The following is a 17,181-nucleotide window of genomic DNA, read 5'->3' as shown; positions in this document are numbered from 1 at the left end:
AGGGGAGGAAGCCGGTGCGAGTCCGGCGCGGTCCCGCCACTGTGAGTCCGGCCCATGCGGCCGGGCGAGTCAGGAACTCCCTTCCCCGAGCGCTCGGCATCGCCCGAGCAGGGGAGACCCCATTTCGAACCACCCGGGGCGCGGACACCCCGAGGAAGGCCGACGCCGCATGATCCTGCTCCTGTCGACGTCCGACACCGATCTGCTGAGCGCCCGCGCTGCCGCGGGTCCGGTGCCCTACCGCTTCGCCAACCCCTCCCGTCTCGCCCTGGACGACCTCCCCGGCCTCCTCGACGGGGCCGACCTGGTCGTCGTACGTCTCCTCGGCGGCATCCGGGCCTGGCAGGACGGCCTCGACCTGCTGCTGGCCGACGGCCGCCCGGTGGTCGTCCTCACCGGCGAACAGGCCCCGGACGCCCAGCTCATGGAAGCCTCCACGGTCCCCGTCGGCATCGCCGCGGAGGCGCACGCCTACCTCGCCCACGGCGGCCCGGCCAACCTGGAGCAACTCGCCCGTTTCCTCTCCGACACGGTCCTGCTCACCGGCCACGGCTTCGAGGCACCGGCGGCGGCACCCACCTGGGGCCCGCTGGAGCGCACGCCCCGCGATGGCGCCGACGGTCCGACCGTCGCCGTGCTCTACTACCGGGCCCACCACATGAGCGGCAACACCGCCTTCGTCGCCGCCCTGTGCGACGCCATCGAGGACGGCGGCGGCCGGGCCCTGCCTCTGTACGTCGCCTCCCTGCGCGCCCCCGAACCCGAGCTGATCGAGGAACTCCGCGCCGCCGACGTGATCATCACCACGGTCCTCGCCGCGGGTGGCACCAAGCCCGCCCAGGCATCGGCCGGCGGCGACGACGAGTCCTGGGACGCCGGCGCGCTCACCGAGCTCGACGTCCCGATCCTCCAGGCCCTGTGCCTCACGGGGTCGCGTGCCGCCTGGGAGGAGAACGACGAGGGCGTCTCCCCGCTCGACGCGGCCAGCCAGATCGCCGTCCCCGAGTTCGACGGCCGCCTCATCACCGTCCCGTTCTCCTTCAAGGAGATCGACGAGGACGGCCTCCCGGCCTACGTCGCCGACCCCGAGCGCGCGGCCCGCGTCGCCGGAATCGCCGTACGCCACGCCCGGCTCCGCCACATCCGGCCCGCCGACAAGCGCCTCGCCCTGGTCCTCTCCGCCTACCCGACCAAGCACTCCCGCATCGGCAACGCGGTCGGCCTCGACACCCCCGCCAGCGCGGTGGCCCTGCTGCGCCGCCTGCGCGAGGAGGGCTACGACTTCGGCACGGACGCCGAGGTGCCGGGCCTGGCCTCCGGCGACGGCGACGAGCTGATCCGCGCGCTGATCGAGGCCGGCGGGCACGACCAGGACTGGCTCACCGAGGAGCAGCTGGCCCGCAACCCGGTGCGCATCCCGGCGGCCGACTACCGCCGCTGGTACGCCACGCTCCCCGAGGAACTGCGCACGTCGGTGGAGGAGCACTGGGGTCCGGCGCCGGGCGAGATGTTCGTCGACCGCAGCCGCAACCCGGAGGGCGACATCGTCCTCGCGGCCCTGCGCTTCGGCAACCTGCTGATCCTCATCCAGCCCCCGCGCGGCTTCGGCGAGAACCCCATCGCCATCTACCACGACCCGGACCTCCCGCCGTCCCACCACTACCTGGCCGCCTACCGCTGGATCGCCGCCCGCGCCGAGGACGGCGGCTTCGGCGCCGACGCGATGATCCACCTCGGCAAGCACGGCAACCTGGAGTGGCTGCCCGGCAAGAACGCCGGCCTGTCCGCCGCCTGCGGCCCCGACGCCGCCCTCGGCGACCTGCCGCTGATCTACCCGTTCCTGGTCAACGACCCCGGCGAGGGCACCCAGGCCAAGCGCCGCGTCCACGCCACCCTCGTCGACCACCTCGTGCCGCCCATGGCCCGCGCCGACTCCTACGGCGACATCGCGCGCCTGGAGCAACTGCTCGACGAGTACGCCCAGATCTCCTCCATGGACCCCGCCAAGCTCCCGGCGATCCGCGCCCAGATCTGGACCCTCATCCAGGCCGCGAAGCTCGACCACGACCTCGGCATGGACGACCGCCCCGACGACGACGGCTTCGACGACTTCCTGCTGCACGTCGACGGCTGGCTCTGCGAGGTCAAGGACGCCCAGATCCGCGACGGTCTGCACGTCCTCGGCAACCCGCCCACCGGTGACGACCACGTCAACCTGGTCCTCGCCGTGCTCCGCGCCCGCCAGATCTGGGGCGGCACCACGGCCCTGCCCGGCCTGCGCGAGGCGCTCGGCCTCGACGAGTCCGCCGCCACCCGCACCACCGCCGACGCGGCGGAGGAGAAGGCCCGCGCCCTGGTCCAGGCGATGGAGGACGCGGGCTGGGACCCGGCCGCCGTCCCCACCGAGCACGGTGAACAGGTCGCCGCGATCCTGGAGTTCGCGGCCCGCGAGGTCGTGCCCCGCCTCGCCGGGACTACCGCCGAGATCGACCACACGGTCCACGCGCTGAACGGCGGCTTCGTCCCGGCCGGCCCGTCCGGCTCCCCGCTGCGCGGACTGGTCAACGTCCTGCCGACCGGCCGCAACTTCTACTCCGTCGACCCCAAGGCCGTCCCCTCCCGCCTCGCCTGGGAGACCGGCCAGGCACTCGCGGACTCCCTGCTGGAGCGCTACCGCGCCGACAACGGCGAATGGCCCACCTCCGTCGGCCTGTCCCTGTGGGGCACCAGCGCCATGCGCACGGCCGGCGACGACGTGGCCGAGGCCCTCGCCCTGCTCGGCATCCGCCCCGTCTGGGACGACGCCTCCCGCCGTGTGACCGGGCTGGAGCCCGTTCCCGCTGAGGAGCTGGGCCGCCCCCGCATCGACGTCACCCTGCGCATCTCGGGTTTCTTCCGGGACGCCTTCCCGCACACCATCGGACTGCTCGACGACGCCGTACGCCTCGCGGCGTCGCTCGACGAGCCGGCCTCCGTGAACCACGTCCGGGCCCACGTCCAGGCGGACGTGGCGGAACACGGCGACGAACGCCGCGCCACCACCCGTATCTTCGGCTCCCGCCCCGGCACCTACGGCGCCGGTCTGCTCCAGCTCATCGACTCCCGCGACTGGCGCACCGACGCCGACCTCGCCGAGGTCTACACGGTCTGGGGCGGCTACGCCTACGGCCGCGAACTCGACGGCCGCCCGGCCCGCGAGGAGATGGAGACGGCCTACAAGCGCATCGAGGTCGCCGCGAAGAACACGGACACGCGCGAGCACGACATCGCCGACTCCGACGACTACTTCCAGTACCACGGCGGCATGGTCGCCACGGTCCGCGCCCTGCGCGGCACGGCGCCCGAGGCGTACATCGGCGACTCCACCCGCCCCGAGACGGTCCGCACCCGCACCCTCGTGGAGGAGACCTCGCGCGTCTTCCGCGCCCGCGTGGTCAACCCCAAGTGGATCGAGGCGATGCGTCGCCACGGCTACAAGGGCGCCTTCGAACTCGCCGCCACGGTGGACTACCTGTTCGGCTACGACGCCACCACCGGCGTGATCGCCGACTGGATGTACGACAAGCTCACCGAGACCTACGTCCTGGACGAGACCAACCGCGAGTTCCTCCAGCAGGCCAACCCCTGGGCCCTGCACGGCATCGCAGAGCGGCTGCTGGAGGCCGAGTCGCGGGGCATGTGGGAGAAGCCCGATCCGGCGGTGCTGGAGGGGCTGCGCCAGGTCTACCTGGAGACGGAAGGGAACCTCGAGGGCGAGGACTGACCGCTCCGGCTCCTCGTCGCACCTGCCGTCACACAGGGGTGCGGGACTTCGTCCCGCACCCCTGTTCGCGTTTCCCGCACGGCGACACGGCCCTGGTCCTAGGTCCAACGCCTGATCGAAAATCTATCGCTCCTACTGTTAGCGTGCAACTGCACACTGTTCGCAATAACGTCGGAGGATGTTTGACATGGCGGTTTACACGCTCCCGGAGCTTCCGTACGACTACTCGTCGCTTGCGCCGGTGATCAGCCCCGAGATCATCGAGTTGCACCACGACAAGCACCACGCGGCGTACGTGAAGGGCGCGAACGACACGCTCGAGCAGCTCGCCGAGGCGCGGGACAAGGAGACGTGGGGCTCGATCAACGGCCTGGAGAAGAACCTGGCCTTCCACCTCTCCGGTCACATCCTGCACTCGATCTACTGGCACAACATGACCGGCGACGGCGGCGGCGAGCCGCTGGAGAAGGACGGCGTGGGCGAGTTGGCGGACGCCATCGCCGAGTCCTTCGGTTCTTTCGCGGGCTTCAAGGCCCAGCTGACCAAGGCGTCGGCGACGACGCAGGGTTCCGGCTGGGGTGTCCTCGCCTACGAGCCGCTGAGCGGCCGCCTCATCGTCGAGCAGGTCTACGACCACCAGGGCAACGTCGGCCAGGGCTCGACCCCGATCCTGGTCTTCGACGCCTGGGAGCACGCCTTCTACCTGCAGTACAAGAACCAGAAAGTGGACTTCATCGAGGCGATGTGGCAGGTCGTCAACTGGCAGGACGTGGCCAAGCGCTACGCCGCCGCCAAGGAGCGCGGCGACAGCCTGCTGCTCGCGCCGTGATGCCGTAGCACCCCGCGGTCGTCCTGCTCGTGATCGTCTTCTCAACGGCACCGGGCAGGCGGAACGACGAAGGGCTCTCGCATGGACGTGACATGCGGGAGCCCTTCGCCATGTCGTCAGCTCGCCGTGCACGTGCCCTCGTCGAGCAGTCCGCGGCAGGCCGGGCAGCGGGCGAGGAGGTCCCGGGCTCCGGCTCTACGACCGCGACCGGACCTTCGAACCCTTCCAGCGGCTCGGCGACACCGACAGCGCCACGAGTTCCTGTGTCGCGTCCAGGACCAGGGATCCCGCGGCGACCAGGCTGGTGCGCCTCGGTCTCCCTCGGCGACGAGGTGCGGGCGGTCACCGTCTGCCCTCCCGACACCGAGGACCGGGCTCAGGCCCACGCCCTGGCCCGTGACTGGGCCGACTGGAACCCCGGGGTCCGCCTGATCCCGCTCACCTACGAGCACCGGGCCCTGGGCCGTCCCATCGCCGCGTACGTCCGGGAGACGGCCGCCGCCGAGCCGGACGCGCAGGTCACCGTCCTGATCCCCGAGGTGGAGCCGGAGCGCCTGTGGCAGCGGCTGCTGCAGAACCAGCGGGGCGCGGTTGTGGCCCACGCGGTGCGGCGGGACACCGACGCGGTGATCTGCCGGCTGCGCTTCCGGCTGGGGTGAGCGCTTGCCGCGCAAGAGCCTCGTCAAAGGCGTCGGCGCCGCCAGGGAGACGTCAACGAGGCTCGATTCCGGCCACAGAGGCGGTTTCGTCTACTCGTCCGTATCCGTTTCGACCCTCTCCCAGGAGTTCGCGATGGCCGATCTGGCCTTCGTCGTCGCCGTGCTCGCGGGTTTCGCGCTGGCGGCCCTCGTCGCCAAGGGGGCGACGAAGCTGTGACTGCCGAGAACGTCGTCGGTCCGGCCGTGGCCGTCGCCCCGCTGGGCTGTCTCGTCCTCGCCCAGAGCCTGTTTCCAAGCCCGGCCACGGCGCAGGGCAGCAGGCCAGTCACTTGGTCCGTCGCAAGATCGGTCGTCGAGCTGTGCTTCTCGTCTCGTTGGCAGCCCTCAGCCGGACGTGGGAGGTGCGGCGTGGTGGAGAGGTTCCAGGTCTCCGCGCAGGGCGGCGTGGAGTGCGGCGCGCAGTCATGCGAGGGCCGGTCTTCCCCCGCTGGCGCCCCCGCCGCTGACCGACCACCAGAAGGCGGAGGACCCCGGCGAGCAGATCTCGCCGGGGTCCTCCAACTTCGAGATCAATCTCACCGATAACCGCTGTACCGATGTTCCCCAAGGCCGACGACCGCCTCATGATGGCGTCGCTGCGCGTCGCTGCGCGTCGCTGATCGCGAGTCTGTGATGCTGCTGCCCGTCCGGAGCAGTTGGCGGTGCGCTTCGTCGAGCACCACCTCGTCGTCCGGGCCGCGCATCCGCCCCGGCGTCGGTCGCTCAGGCGGCGAGGGCGGTGCGGCCTGCGGCGTAGACGCGGGCGACCTCGACGACGCGCTTGCCGAGCTCGGCGGCGGTGGCGATGTCGGCCTTGTGCACGCCCTCGGCTCCCTGGTCCTGGTTGCCCTGGGCGGCGGCGCCGAGAAAGAAGCCGAGGCGGTTGAGGTCGTTCTCGGACGCCGTGGAGGTGTTCCAGCCGGGCATCAGGCCGAGGCCGACCCAGTGCATGTGGTGCTGCGCGGCGAGCACGGTGAAGTACTGCAGGGTGTTGAGCTTGTCGCCGCTCTTGCCCGCGGAGATGGTGAAACCGGCGGCGATCTTGTCCTTCCACGCCTGGTTGAACCAGCGCTTGGAGCTGGTCTCGGCGAAGGCGTGGAAGACGGCGGAGGCGGTGCCCATGTAGGTGGGCGAGCCGAAGACGATCGCGTCCGAGGCGTCGAGCAGGCTCCACTGCTCCTCGGAGATCTCCTCGACGTTGATCAGGTGGGCGGTGGCGCCGGCGGTGGTCACCCCATCGCGGACGGCCTCGGCGAGGACGGAGGTGTGGCCGAAGCCGGAGTGGTAGGCGATGGAGACGACAGGGGTGGTCACGTTACTTGCTCCTTCGGATGTGCATGTCGGGCCGCGCGGGATCCGGGACGCGGGGCCTGTGAGTACTCTTCGCTCAGCCGGCGTTGAACGCGTCGGCGACGGTCAGCGTGTCCTCGTACTGGTGCAGGCGAACGATCCGGCCGTCCTCGACCGCCAGGTGCATGGCCACCGGTGTGGTGAACTCCTTGCCATTGGCCGCGACGGTGTGTGTGAAGACCGCCAGCAGCGCCACGTCACCACCGTCGACGATGGCGCGCTCCAGCACGGCCTTGCTCCTGCCGTGCGCGAAGTGCGACCACATCGTGGTGAAGTACGGCGCGACCTCCTCACGGCGGGTACGGCGCCCGGTCCAGGGCAGCGCGTCACTGCCGGGGACGTGCCAGTCGATCTCCTCGGCGAACAGTTCCTGGATGCCGTCGGGGTCATGCCTGCCGAGGCGCTCCACGAACTCCTTGGCCACGGTCCGTGAGGTCTGCGTATCTGTTGCCATTGTCCTTGTCCTTTGTCTCTTCGTTTGCATCAGGTGTCGGTCGGGCCTCAGCCCTGGAACAGGAAGTGCTTGCGGCTCAGCGGCCCGCCGAGCCGCATGAGCCCCGTCTTCACGCGGCGCGCCAAGGTCGACCGGCGCGAACCCGAATTCGGCTCTTCATGACTCACTCCCTGCTGTGTCGTTGTGTCGGATCCGTTGCCCTGGCGACGGTCGCAAGTACGCGGCGCAGACGTCCTGGGGTATCGGATGCGTCCAGCGATTCGGCGCCTAGAGCTGTGTGGCTCCGCCGTCGACGAACAGTTCCGCGCCGGTGGTGAAACTGCTTTGGTCGCTGGCCAGGTAGAGGGCGGTGGCGGCGACCTCGTCGGGACGGCCGGCGCGGCCGAACGGGGTCGGTGGGGCGGGCTCGGCCGCGGTGGGCCGATCACCGGGCGGGAAAGCGGCGTGGAGCTCGTCCAGGCCCGGGGTCTCGACAGGGCCTGGGGTGAGGGTGTTGACGCGGATTCCGCGGCCGGTCAGCTCGGCGGCCCAAGTGCGGGCGAGGCTGCGGATCGCGGCCTTGGTTGCGGCGTAGACGCCCAGGCCCGGGCGCGCCCGCAGGGCCGAGCTGGAGGAGAGCAGCATCACCGAGGCACCGGCCGTCAGCAGCGGCAGCGCCTTTTGGACGGTGAAGACCGTGCCCTTGATATTGATCGAAGTAGTGCGGTCGTACTCCTCCTCGGTGATCGCGCCGAGCGGGCTGTAGTCACTGACCCCGGCGTTGGCCACCACAATGTCCAGGCGGCCGCTGCGGTTCGCGATCTCGGCGAAGAGCCGGTCGAGGTCGCCGAGGTCCGAGGCATCGCCCTGGATGGCGATGCCTCGGGCGCCGACCTGCGCGACGGCGGCGTCCAGCGCGGCCTTGCGACGGCCGGTCAGGTAGACGGTCGCGCCCTCGGCGGCGAAACGGCGGGCGATCGCCAGGCCGATGCCGCTGGAGGCGCCGGTGACGAGGGCGGTCTTGTCGTCCAGCTGTCCCATGAGATTCTCCGATTCCTTGACGTAGCCGGCATGGCCCGCGCGGCGCGTGCCGCCCGCCTTGCAGGTCCGGTGCCTCAGGCCCGGCCGGCCTGCGGGTTGGTGAACATGTGGTTGCCCGCCACCGCGTCCTTCGCGGGCACTTCGTCCTGCAGGACGTCCCAGTGCTCCACCACCAGGCCCTCCTCGAAGCGGAAGATGTCGACCACCACGAGGGGCGTCTCGGTGCTGCCGGAGTACCTGCCGTGGATCATGACCAGGTCTCCCTCGGCGATGACCGCTCCCGGCTCGTACCGGCTGGCGTCGGGCAGGTCCGCGATGAACTTGCGAAGCCCGGCCCTCGCCGGCGGGATGAACGGGTTGTGCTGGATGTAGTCGGGGTGCAGGTGCCGGTCCAGCGCGGTGAAGTCCTTCGAGTTGAACGCGGTCGTCAGGAATTCGAGGACGGCGGCCTTGTTCCGCTCCGTCTCCGTCTTCGTTCGGCTCTGAGCCATCAGTCCTCCACAGGATTGCCGACTGACGCGGCTTTGTTGACCAACTGGACCACAATGGAAGCATGAAGTGGTCCAAGCGGTCAACAAACCGAAGAGCGCCAGGCGATCCGTCCGCGCCGGCATGGAGGGCCGCCTCGCCGACCGTTCTGGTCCAACTGGACCACAATGAGGTATCGTGAGGCCATGGGGCGAAACCGAGGCTTCGACGAGACCACCGTGCTCGATGTCGTCCGCGACCGGTTCTGGACCACCGGATTCGACGGCACGTCCACCTACGACCTCATGGATGCGACCGGCCTGGGCAAGGGCAGCATCTACAAGGCGTTCGGCAACAAGCACGCCCTTTATGTGCGCGTCTTCTCCGACTACTGCCAGGGCCTCGTCGCCCAGGCCCGCGAGGAGCTGCGGGAGGGCCCGAACGCGGCGCTCACCTCGCCGATGGCCCGCCTGGAGCGCTACGTCGTCTCACTCGCCGACGCCTTCGCGGCCGAGTCGCCCCGCCGGGGATGCTTCCTCAGCAAGGTCACCGCGGACCGCGCCGGAGAGGACGACATGGTGGCGGGCACGGCCCGTCGCGCGTTCGAGGATCTCGCCGGCGCCCTCGCGTCCGCGATACGCGACGCCCAGGACGCGGGAGAAGTGGCCGAGCACGTCGACGCCACGGCCCTTGGATATCTGCTGCTGAGCGTGGTCAGGGGCATCGACAACATGGCCAAGGCGGGTGTCGACGGCACGACGCTCCGGCAGACGGCCCGGTCGGCGCTGGAGCTGATCCCCAGAGCGGACGCACGTACGGGCGGCGCTGACATTTCTCCCTCCCGTCCAACGACGGACATGCCGCGACGGTGACTGCTCATGCCCTGATCCCGGCCCAGCGCAAAGCCCGCCGCGAGGACGAGAACCGCGTCAACGCCCTCTCTGCCGACACCCGCCCCTATTAGGGCCCTTCTGATGGATCTCCGCGGCGTCGCGACGCCCGGCACGCACTTTCGCCGCACCCGACGAAAGACCTGGTAGCTCCGCTACGAGGGCTTCCGCCCGGCACGCCGGGAGCACGCACCGAACGCCGCCCCTTCCACGGAGATCCATCAGAAGGGCCCTAGCGGAGCTGTTCGATGAACTCGGGCAACGGGCCTTCCCGGCGCGCCTGTTCCGCCGTGACGAGTTCCCGGCCGCGCTGCCAGGCTCGTGCGGGCGGCTGATCCGCGGACCCGGGGCAACGGGGCGGACGATACCGACCCCCTGGGGCAACCGCCGGTGAGGGCGCCTCGTGGTTCCGCGCGGCATGTGCGTGCGGCGGCGGAGAGGGCGGGAGGCCCGGGCGCATCGTGGCCGAGTTGATGACCGTGGGCTCGCTGGTCGACCTTCAGCCGTTGTCGGGTGACAATACTTGCCGGCATCAAGTCCGAGGCCGGCCGGGCCATACGATGAGACCTTCGTAGGCGGCCGGTGGGGGAACGCCGTGGGCGTTCGGGGAGAGGGAGAGCATGGACAAGGCGGGGACCGCGATCCAGGATCCGAGCGCAGTGCCGGGGGAGCCGGAGCTGCGGCGGTTGCTGGCCGGGCTGACGGCGGTACGCGACGGCGACTTCGGCACCCGGCTGCCGGAAGAGGCCGGCGGCCTGCTCGGCGAGATCGCGTCCGTGTTCAACGGCATGGTCGACCAGCTGTCGCTGTTCACCTCGGAGGTGACCCGGGTGGCACGCGAGGTCGGGACCGAGGGCACGCTGGGCGGCCAGGCACAGGTACCCGGGGTTTCCGGAACCTGGGCCGACCTGACCGACTCCGTCAACGCCATGGCCGGCAACCTGACCACCCAGGTGCGTGACATCGCCCAGGTGGCCACCGCCGTAGCCAAGGGCGATCTGTCGCAGAAGATCGACGTCGACGCCCGGGGCGAGATCCTGGAGTTGAAGAACACCATCAACACGATGGTGGATCAGCTCTCGGCGTTCGCGGACGAGGTCACGCGGGTGGCTCGGGAGGTGGGTACCGAGGGCCGGCTGGGCGGTCAGGCGGACGTCAAGGGCGTGCGGGGTACCTGGCGGGACCTGACCGACTCGGTGAACTTCATGGCGGGGAACCTCACCGGTCAGGTCCGCTCCATCGCCCAGGTGGCCACCGCCGTAGCCAAGGGTGACCTGTCGCAGAAGATCACCGTCGACGCCCGGGGCGAGATCCTGGAGTTGAAGAACACCATCAACACGATGGTGGATCAGCTCTCGGCGTTCGCGGACGAGGTCACGCGGGTGGCTCGGGAGGTGGGTACCGAGGGCCGGCTCGGCGGTCAGGCGGACGTCAAGGGCGTACGGGGTACCTGGCGGGACCTGACCGACTCGGTGAACTTCATGGCGGACAACCTCACCGCCCAGGTCCGCTCCATCGCCGAGGTGACCACCGCCGTGGCGCAGGGCGATCTGTCGCAGAAGATCCGCGTGGACGCCCGGGGCGAGATCCTGAAGCTCAAGGAGACCATCAACACGATGGTCGACCAGCTGTCGTCCTTCGCCGACGAGGTCACCCGGGTCTCCCGCGAGGTGGGCACCGAGGGCAACCTCGGCGGCCAGGCCACCGTGCGCGGGGTGTCCGGCACCTGGAAGGACCTGACCGACAACGTCAACGTGATGGCCTCCAACCTGACCGGTCAGGTCCGCTCCATCGCCCAGGTGGCCACGGCCGTGGCCCGCGGCGACCTGTCCCAGAAGATCACCGTGGAGGCCAAGGGCGAGGTCGCCGCGCTGGCGGGAACGATCAACACCATGGTCGACACCCTGTCCGCCTTCGCCGACGAGGTGACCCGGGTGGCCCGGGAGGTCGGCACCGAGGGACGCCTCGGCGGCCAGGCCCACGTGCCCAACGTCGCCGGGACCTGGAAGGACCTCACCGACAACGTCAACTCGATGGCCAACAACCTGACCGGCCAGGTCCGCAACATCGCGCTGGTGACCACGGCCGTGGCCAACGGCGACCTGTCCAAGAAGATCGACGTCGACGCGCGCGGCGAGATTCTGGAACTCAAGACCACGATCAACACGATGGTCGACCAGCTCTCGTCGTTCGCCGCCGAGGTCACCCGCGTGGCGCGGGAGGTGGGCAGCGAGGGCCGGCTCGGCGGTCAGGCCGAGGTCGAGGGCGTCTCGGGCACCTGGAAGCGCCTCACCGAGAACGTGAACGAGCTGGCCGGCAACCTGACCCGGCAGGTGCGGGCGATCGCCGAGGTGGCCAGTGCCGTCGCCGAGGGCGACCTCACCCGGTCGATCACGGTGGACGCCTCCGGTGAGGTGGCCGAGCTCAAGGACAACATCAACGCGATGGTGGAGTCCCTCCGGGACACGACCCAGGCCAACCAGGAACAGGACTGGCTGAAGTCCAACCTGGCCCGGGTGTCCTCCCTCATGCAGGGGCACCGGGACCTGGGCGTCGTCGCCGAACTCATCATGGACGAGCTGACGCCGCTGGTCTCCGCGCAGTACGGGGCGTTCTACCTGGCCGAGGAGACCGGCAGCGGCGTGGAGCTGCGGCTCATCGGCTCCTACGGCTATCCCGCCGACGGCGACCGCCTGGAGCGCGTCCCCCTCGGGCACACCCTGATCGGCCAGGCGGCACGCAGCCGCCGCACCATCACCGTGGACGAGCTCCCGGCCGACTACGTGACCATCTCGTCCGGGCTCGGCAGGACGACCCCCACCTCGCTGACGGTGCTGCCCATCACCGTCGAGGAACAGGTGCTCGGCGTCATCGAGCTGGCCTCGGTCACCCGGTTCACCCAGATCCACCAGGACTTCCTGGGGCAGCTGAGGGAGACCATCGGCGTCAACGTCAACACCATCCTCGCCAACGCCCGCACCGACGAACTGCTCGGCGAGTCCCAGCGACTGGCCGAGGAACTGCGCGTCCGCTCGGACGAGTTGCAGGCCGGCCAGGGCGAGCTGCAGCGGTCCAACGCGGAGCTGGAGGAGAAGGCCACCCTGCTGGCCGCGCAGAACCGGGACATCGAGGCGAAGAACCTGCAGATCGAACAGGCCCGCCAGGAGCTGGAGGACCGCGCCAAGCAACTGTCGCTGGCCTCGAAGTACAAGTCGGAGTTCCTGGCCAACATGAGCCACGAACTGCGCACCCCGCTCAACAGCCTGCTCATCCTGGCCCAGCTGCTCGCCCAGAACCCCTCCCGGAACCTGACGCCGAAGCAGGTGGAGTACGCGGGCATCATCCACTCCGCAGGCTCCGACCTGCTGCAGCTCATCAGCGACATCCTCGACCTGTCGAAGGTCGAGGCGGGGAAGATGGACATCGCCCCGGAGCGCGTGCCGCTGGGCCGCCTGCTGGACTACGTCGAGGCCACGTTCCGGCCGATGACCACCCAGAAGGGCCTGAGCTTCGCCATCACCAGGGCCCCCGGCGCGCCCGCCGACCTGGTCACGGACGACGCGCGGCTGCGCCAGGTGCTGCGCAATCTGCTGTCCAACGCGGTGAAGTTCACCGAGCGGGGCGGTGTCGAGCTGCACATCGAGCCCGCGGCCGACGACGACGTACCCGAGATCGTGCACCGCGGCGGCCCCGTGGTGGCCTTCCGCGTCGAGGACACGGGCATCGGCATCCCCGAGCAGCAGCTGGAGACCATCTTCGGCGCCTTCCAGCAGGCGGACGGCACCATGAGCCGCAAGTACGGCGGCACCGGTCTGGGCCTGTCCATCACCAGGGAGATCGCCCACCTCCTGGGCGGCGCGGTGACCGTGGACAGCAACCCGGGACAGGGCAGCACCTTCACGCTCTACCTTCCGGTGGCGCGCGCCGACTTCGAGGACCTCTCCGCCGCACCTCGGCCGGACGGGACGCAGGAGGACGACAGCGCCGTCGGACCGGCCGAGGGACAGCGCCCGGGTACGGCTCTCGCGCTGCCCGTACCGCACACCCGACGGCTGCTGATCGTCGAGGAGCGGGTGCGCGGGCTGCTCTCCGTGGTCGCCGAGAGCGCCGTCGCCGACCTCGACCAGAGCCGCGCCGCGCGGGACCAGCACGACGCCGTGGAGATCGTCACCGCCATGGACGCCCAGGAGGCGGCCTCCGCCCTGGCCGCCGGGCCGTGCCACTGCGTGGTCCTCAGCATGGATCTGCCCGACGGCGAGGGCCCGCGGCTGCTGGAGGCCGTGGACGGCGACGCCGCGCTGGCCACCGTCCCGGTCCTCGTCCACAACAACCACCGTCCGAGCGCGGCCCAGGAGGCCGCCCTGCAGGCCCGGGCGGACAACCGCCCCCTGGAGGTGCTGTCGAGCCTGGACGAGCTGAAGGAGCGGATCACCCTGCATCTGTCGGCCGAGCAGCCCGGGGACGTGGTGCCGCTCGTGCGGATGGAGGAGAGCCTGGGCAGGGCCCCGGAGGTCGACATCACCCTGGCGGGACAGACGGTGCTCGTCGTCGACGACGACGCCCGCAACCTGTTCGCCCTCAGCGGCATCCTCGAACTGCACGGCCTGCGGGTGCTGCACGCGGAGAACGGCCGCAAGAGCATCGACATCCTCACCGCGCACCCCGAGATCCGGCTCGTGCTGATGGACGTGATGATGCCGGAGATGGACGGGTACGCAGCGACCGCCGAGATCAGGAAGATGCCCGAGTACCGGGGCCTGCCGATCATCGCGGTCACCGCCAAGGCCATGCCGGGCGACCGGGAGAAGAGCCTGGCGGCCGGAGCCAGCGACTACGTGACGAAGCCCGTCGACGCCAACGACCTCATCGCCTGCGTGCGGCACTGGCTGTCCGCGTGACGCCGAAGCCCACAGTCATCACGACGTCTCCCACACGGTGTGCGGGTCAGAAGGAGCAAGCGTCCACGTGAGCAACACCGATCTGTCCGGGGACCCCTCCCGGGACGATGAGCCGCGACGCCATGCCGCCGCGGAGGGCCCGCCGGCCGCAGAGGCCGCCGGGAGCGATGTCATACCGGCAGCAGAGCCGCCCGGCGGACCGCTGAGCTCCCCGGTCGGCCGACTGGCCGTCACGGTGGAACGCCTGCGCCACGAGGTGCAGGCGGCGCACGCCGCCGCCGACGGACGCGCCCTCATGGATCTCGCCAAGGGCGTGCTCGTCGAGCGTCTGCACTGCGGTCCCGCGGAAGCCGCCCGGCAACTGGCCGAACTCGCCGAACAGTCGGCGATGACCCCTCTCGAACTGGCCGTCGACATCATCAATCAGGCGGCACGCGACCGCCTGACCGAAGTCGCGGTCGACTTCGCGACGGCGGTCCGGGGCACCCCGCCCGCCGCGCCGGCCGCCGTGTCCGCCGTACGGCTCCGCACAGCGGAGAGCGGCGCCCTGGCCGCCGAGGACACCCAGGCCGTCGCCGACTCCCTGCTGCAGCACGCGCTGGAACCGCTCGGGGCGACCGGCGTGGCGATCTGGGCGGTCGGCGCCGACGGTTCGCTGACCCTCGCGGGCAGCTCCGGGTTCCCCGAGGGCGAGGCGGAGCGCTGGCGCTATGTGCCACCGGGCGTGGCGACCGTCGCCCGCACCGCGCTGACCGAGCGCAGGCCCGAGTGGATCCGGTCCCTGGCAGCGTCCGGTCCTCCGTCCATCGGCCGCACCCACCACCCCGAGGGCGGCAGGGTCGCCGTCCCCACCGGCGTGGGGGGACGGATCCACGGTGTGCTCGAGATCTGCTGGCCGACCCCGCTGGTCGAACAACCGGCGGCCGTTGTACGCCAGTTCGAGGCACTGGCGGAACTGTGCGCCCACACCCTGGAGATCCACTCGTCCTCCACCCTGCCGCTCGACGGCCCTCCGCTGAGGACCGGCCTGTCGGAACTGGCTGACCTGGCCGACTCGCTGTACGACCCCGCGCTGGTGCTCACCCCTCAGGTGGACGACGACACCGGACACCTCACCGACTTCCGCATCCACCACGTCAACCACCGCTTCCGCGACCCCGCGGGACGCCCCCGCAGCACCGTCGACGGCGCACTGCTGCTGGAGGCGTATCCCCTGGCAGCGGACGAGAACGGCCTCTTCAGCCACCTGGAGCGCGTCTACGCCACGGGCGAGCCGTTCCGGGCCGGCCACATGACACTCACCGCGCTCGTGGACCAGGTGCCGCTGTCCTCCGTCGCCGAGGTCAGCATGACCCGGCACGGCGACAGCGTGCTGCTGATCTGGCGGATCGAGGACGAGATGGCTCGCCTCGCCAACCTGCTCGAACATGCGCAACGCCTCGGCCGGATCGGCGGTTTCGAGGAGAACTTCGTCACGGGCGAGATCACCTGGAACAGCCAGCTGTTCGCCCTCTACGGCAGGGCGGAGTCCGACGGGCCCGCCCCCGTCGAGGAACTGCGGGCCCACGCCCACCCGGACGACGCCGTCGCCATCGGCCGCTTCCTGCGGACCGTACTGCACCACCGCAAGCCGGCGTCGGCGGCCTTCCGCCTGCTGCGCCCCGACGGCGTGACCCGCCACATCCGGGTGGTCGCCGAACCCGTCGTGGACATCGCCGACAGCCTCCTCGCCGTGCGGGGCGCCTATCAGGACGTCTCCGCCCAGCACTGGACGGAGGTCGCCCTCGCCGCCACCCGCGACCAACTCGCCCACTCCGAACAGCAGATCGCGGAGCGGAACCGGCTGGCCCTGCAACTGCAACAGGCCATCATGCCCTCCACGGCGGCACCCCTGGACGCGCCGGGACTGCGCACGGCCGTGCGCTACCGGCCCGCCGAGACCGATCACCTCGTGGGCGGCGACTGGTACGACGCCGTGGTCCTGCCCTCGAAGCACATCCTGCTGAGCGTCGGAGACGTCGCCGGGCACGGCATCGAGGCGGCGACCAGCATGGTCGTGCTCCGCAACGCCCTGCGCGGACTGGCCGTCACCGGAGCGGGCCCGGCCCAGCTGCTGTCCTGGCTGAACAACGTCGCCCACCACCTCTCCGACTCGGTGACGGCGACCGCGGTCTGCGCGCTGTACGACCCCTCCCGCCACGTCCTGCGCTGGGCCCGAGCCGGACATCTGCCGCCGGTTCTCGTACGGGACGGACAGGCGACGACCCTGCCCCTGCTCAAGGGTCTGCTGCTCGGCGCGGCGTCGGACATCACCTACCAGGAGGAGGAGATGCGGCTGGAGATCGGCGACACGTTGCTGATGTACACCGACGGACTGGTGGAACGCAGGGACCGCTCCATGGAGGAGTCCCTGAAGCACCTCCTGGTGACCGCCAGCGCCAAGAAGACCACCCTCGACCAGCGCCTCGACCACCTGCTCACCTACAGCAGGTCCGACACGGACGACGACACCTGCATCATCAGCATCGAGGTCATGTAGGCGGCCTCAGGCCGTAGCGGGGGAGCGGCGGCCCAGTGCGGCGTCAGGCGCTACCACCGTCACCTGCGTGACCTGATCATCGAGAGCCGTGCGCGGCACGGACGCACGCGCCGACCGAATTGACATGGTTTGCGCACAGGGTGAACCTGGAATTACACGCCTTGTACGGCCCCTCAGAAGTCTGCACTGCAAGCAGACTTGCATGCGTCTACTCCGGCCGCGCCCGAGAGGAGACCGACCCGCATGCACGGTCATGTGCGAACCATCACCGG

Annotated in this window: 10 protein-coding genes, 1 pseudogene and 1 riboswitch; of the genes and pseudogenes, 7 read left to right on the top strand and 4 right to left on the bottom strand. The window is 70.5% G+C overall.

What is annotated here, in order from left to right:
* Positions 1-4 precede the first annotated feature (4 nt).
* Positions 5-79: riboswitch (cobalamin riboswitch) on the top strand.
* Positions 80-169: 90 nt separating this feature from the next.
* The 4 genes and pseudogenes from cobN to ACFZBT_RS23165 all read left to right on the top strand — a co-directional run bounded on the left by cobN (position 170) and on the right by ACFZBT_RS23165 (position 5,468).
* Positions 170-3,763, top strand: a complete 3,594-nt coding sequence (cobN, locus tag ACFZBT_RS23180) for a cobaltochelatase subunit CobN (RefSeq protein ID WP_391106353.1) — start codon at positions 170-172, stop codon at positions 3,761-3,763.
* A 187-nt stretch (positions 3,764-3,950) separates the two neighbouring features.
* Positions 3,951-4,592, top strand: coding sequence for a Fe-Mn family superoxide dismutase (locus ACFZBT_RS23175; RefSeq protein WP_391106351.1), 642 nt, complete (start codon positions 3,951-3,953; stop codon positions 4,590-4,592).
* 308 nt (positions 4,593-4,900) lie between these two features.
* Positions 4,901-5,251 (top strand): annotated as a pseudogene (locus ACFZBT_RS23170) (amino acid permease); the annotation flags it as partial.
* Between the two features lie 4 nt (positions 5,252-5,255).
* On the top strand, positions 5,256-5,468 hold the full coding sequence (locus ACFZBT_RS23165; RefSeq protein WP_391106349.1) for a hypothetical protein: 213 nt from the start codon (positions 5,256-5,258) through the stop codon (positions 5,466-5,468).
* A 545-nt stretch (positions 5,469-6,013) separates the two neighbouring features.
* Here ACFZBT_RS23165 and ACFZBT_RS23160 read toward each other — a convergent pair.
* From ACFZBT_RS23160 to ACFZBT_RS23145, 4 genes are all read right to left on the bottom strand, one after another.
* Positions 6,014-6,604, bottom strand: a complete 591-nt coding sequence (locus tag ACFZBT_RS23160) for an NAD(P)H-dependent oxidoreductase (protein ID WP_391106347.1) — start codon at positions 6,602-6,604, stop codon at positions 6,014-6,016.
* 73 nt (positions 6,605-6,677) lie between these two features.
* Positions 6,678-7,094 (bottom strand): nuclear transport factor 2 family protein, encoded by a 417-nt coding sequence (locus tag ACFZBT_RS23155; RefSeq protein WP_391106345.1) that lies wholly within the window; start codon positions 7,092-7,094, stop codon positions 6,678-6,680.
* Between the two features lie 267 nt (positions 7,095-7,361).
* Positions 7,362-8,114: a glucose 1-dehydrogenase gene (locus tag ACFZBT_RS23150; protein WP_391106343.1), complete on the bottom strand. Its 753-nt coding sequence runs from the start codon at positions 8,112-8,114 to the stop codon at positions 7,362-7,364.
* 74 nt (positions 8,115-8,188) lie between these two features.
* Positions 8,189-8,605, bottom strand: coding sequence for a nuclear transport factor 2 family protein (locus ACFZBT_RS23145; RefSeq protein ID WP_391106342.1), 417 nt, complete (start codon positions 8,603-8,605; stop codon positions 8,189-8,191).
* Between the two features lie 183 nt (positions 8,606-8,788).
* Between ACFZBT_RS23145 and ACFZBT_RS23140 the strand changes: the two genes are divergently transcribed.
* The 3 genes from ACFZBT_RS23140 to ACFZBT_RS23130 all read left to right on the top strand — a co-directional run bounded on the left by ACFZBT_RS23140 (position 8,789) and on the right by ACFZBT_RS23130 (position 16,909).
* Complete coding sequence (locus tag ACFZBT_RS23140; protein WP_391106340.1) at positions 8,789-9,454, top strand: TetR family transcriptional regulator C-terminal domain-containing protein; 666 nt, start codon at positions 8,789-8,791, stop codon at positions 9,452-9,454.
* A gap of 638 nt (positions 9,455-10,092) precedes the next feature.
* On the top strand, positions 10,093-14,370 hold the full coding sequence (locus ACFZBT_RS23135; RefSeq protein WP_391106338.1) for a HAMP domain-containing protein: 4,278 nt from the start codon (positions 10,093-10,095) through the stop codon (positions 14,368-14,370).
* A 67-nt stretch (positions 14,371-14,437) separates the two neighbouring features.
* The gene (locus ACFZBT_RS23130) at positions 14,438-16,909 is read left to right on the top strand and encodes a SpoIIE family protein phosphatase (protein ID WP_391106336.1); all 2,472 of its coding nucleotides are present in this window, start codon (positions 14,438-14,440) and stop codon (positions 16,907-16,909) included.
* The last annotated feature ends 272 nt before the right edge of the window (positions 16,910-17,181 follow it).

This window comes from Streptomyces sp. NPDC008137, from assembly GCF_042957035.1.
In the GTDB taxonomy this organism is placed as follows: Bacteria; Actinomycetota; Actinomycetes; order Streptomycetales; family Streptomycetaceae; genus Streptomyces.
The sequence above is the reverse complement of the archived record's forward strand: the minus strand, read 5'-3'. Positions and strand labels throughout refer to the sequence as shown.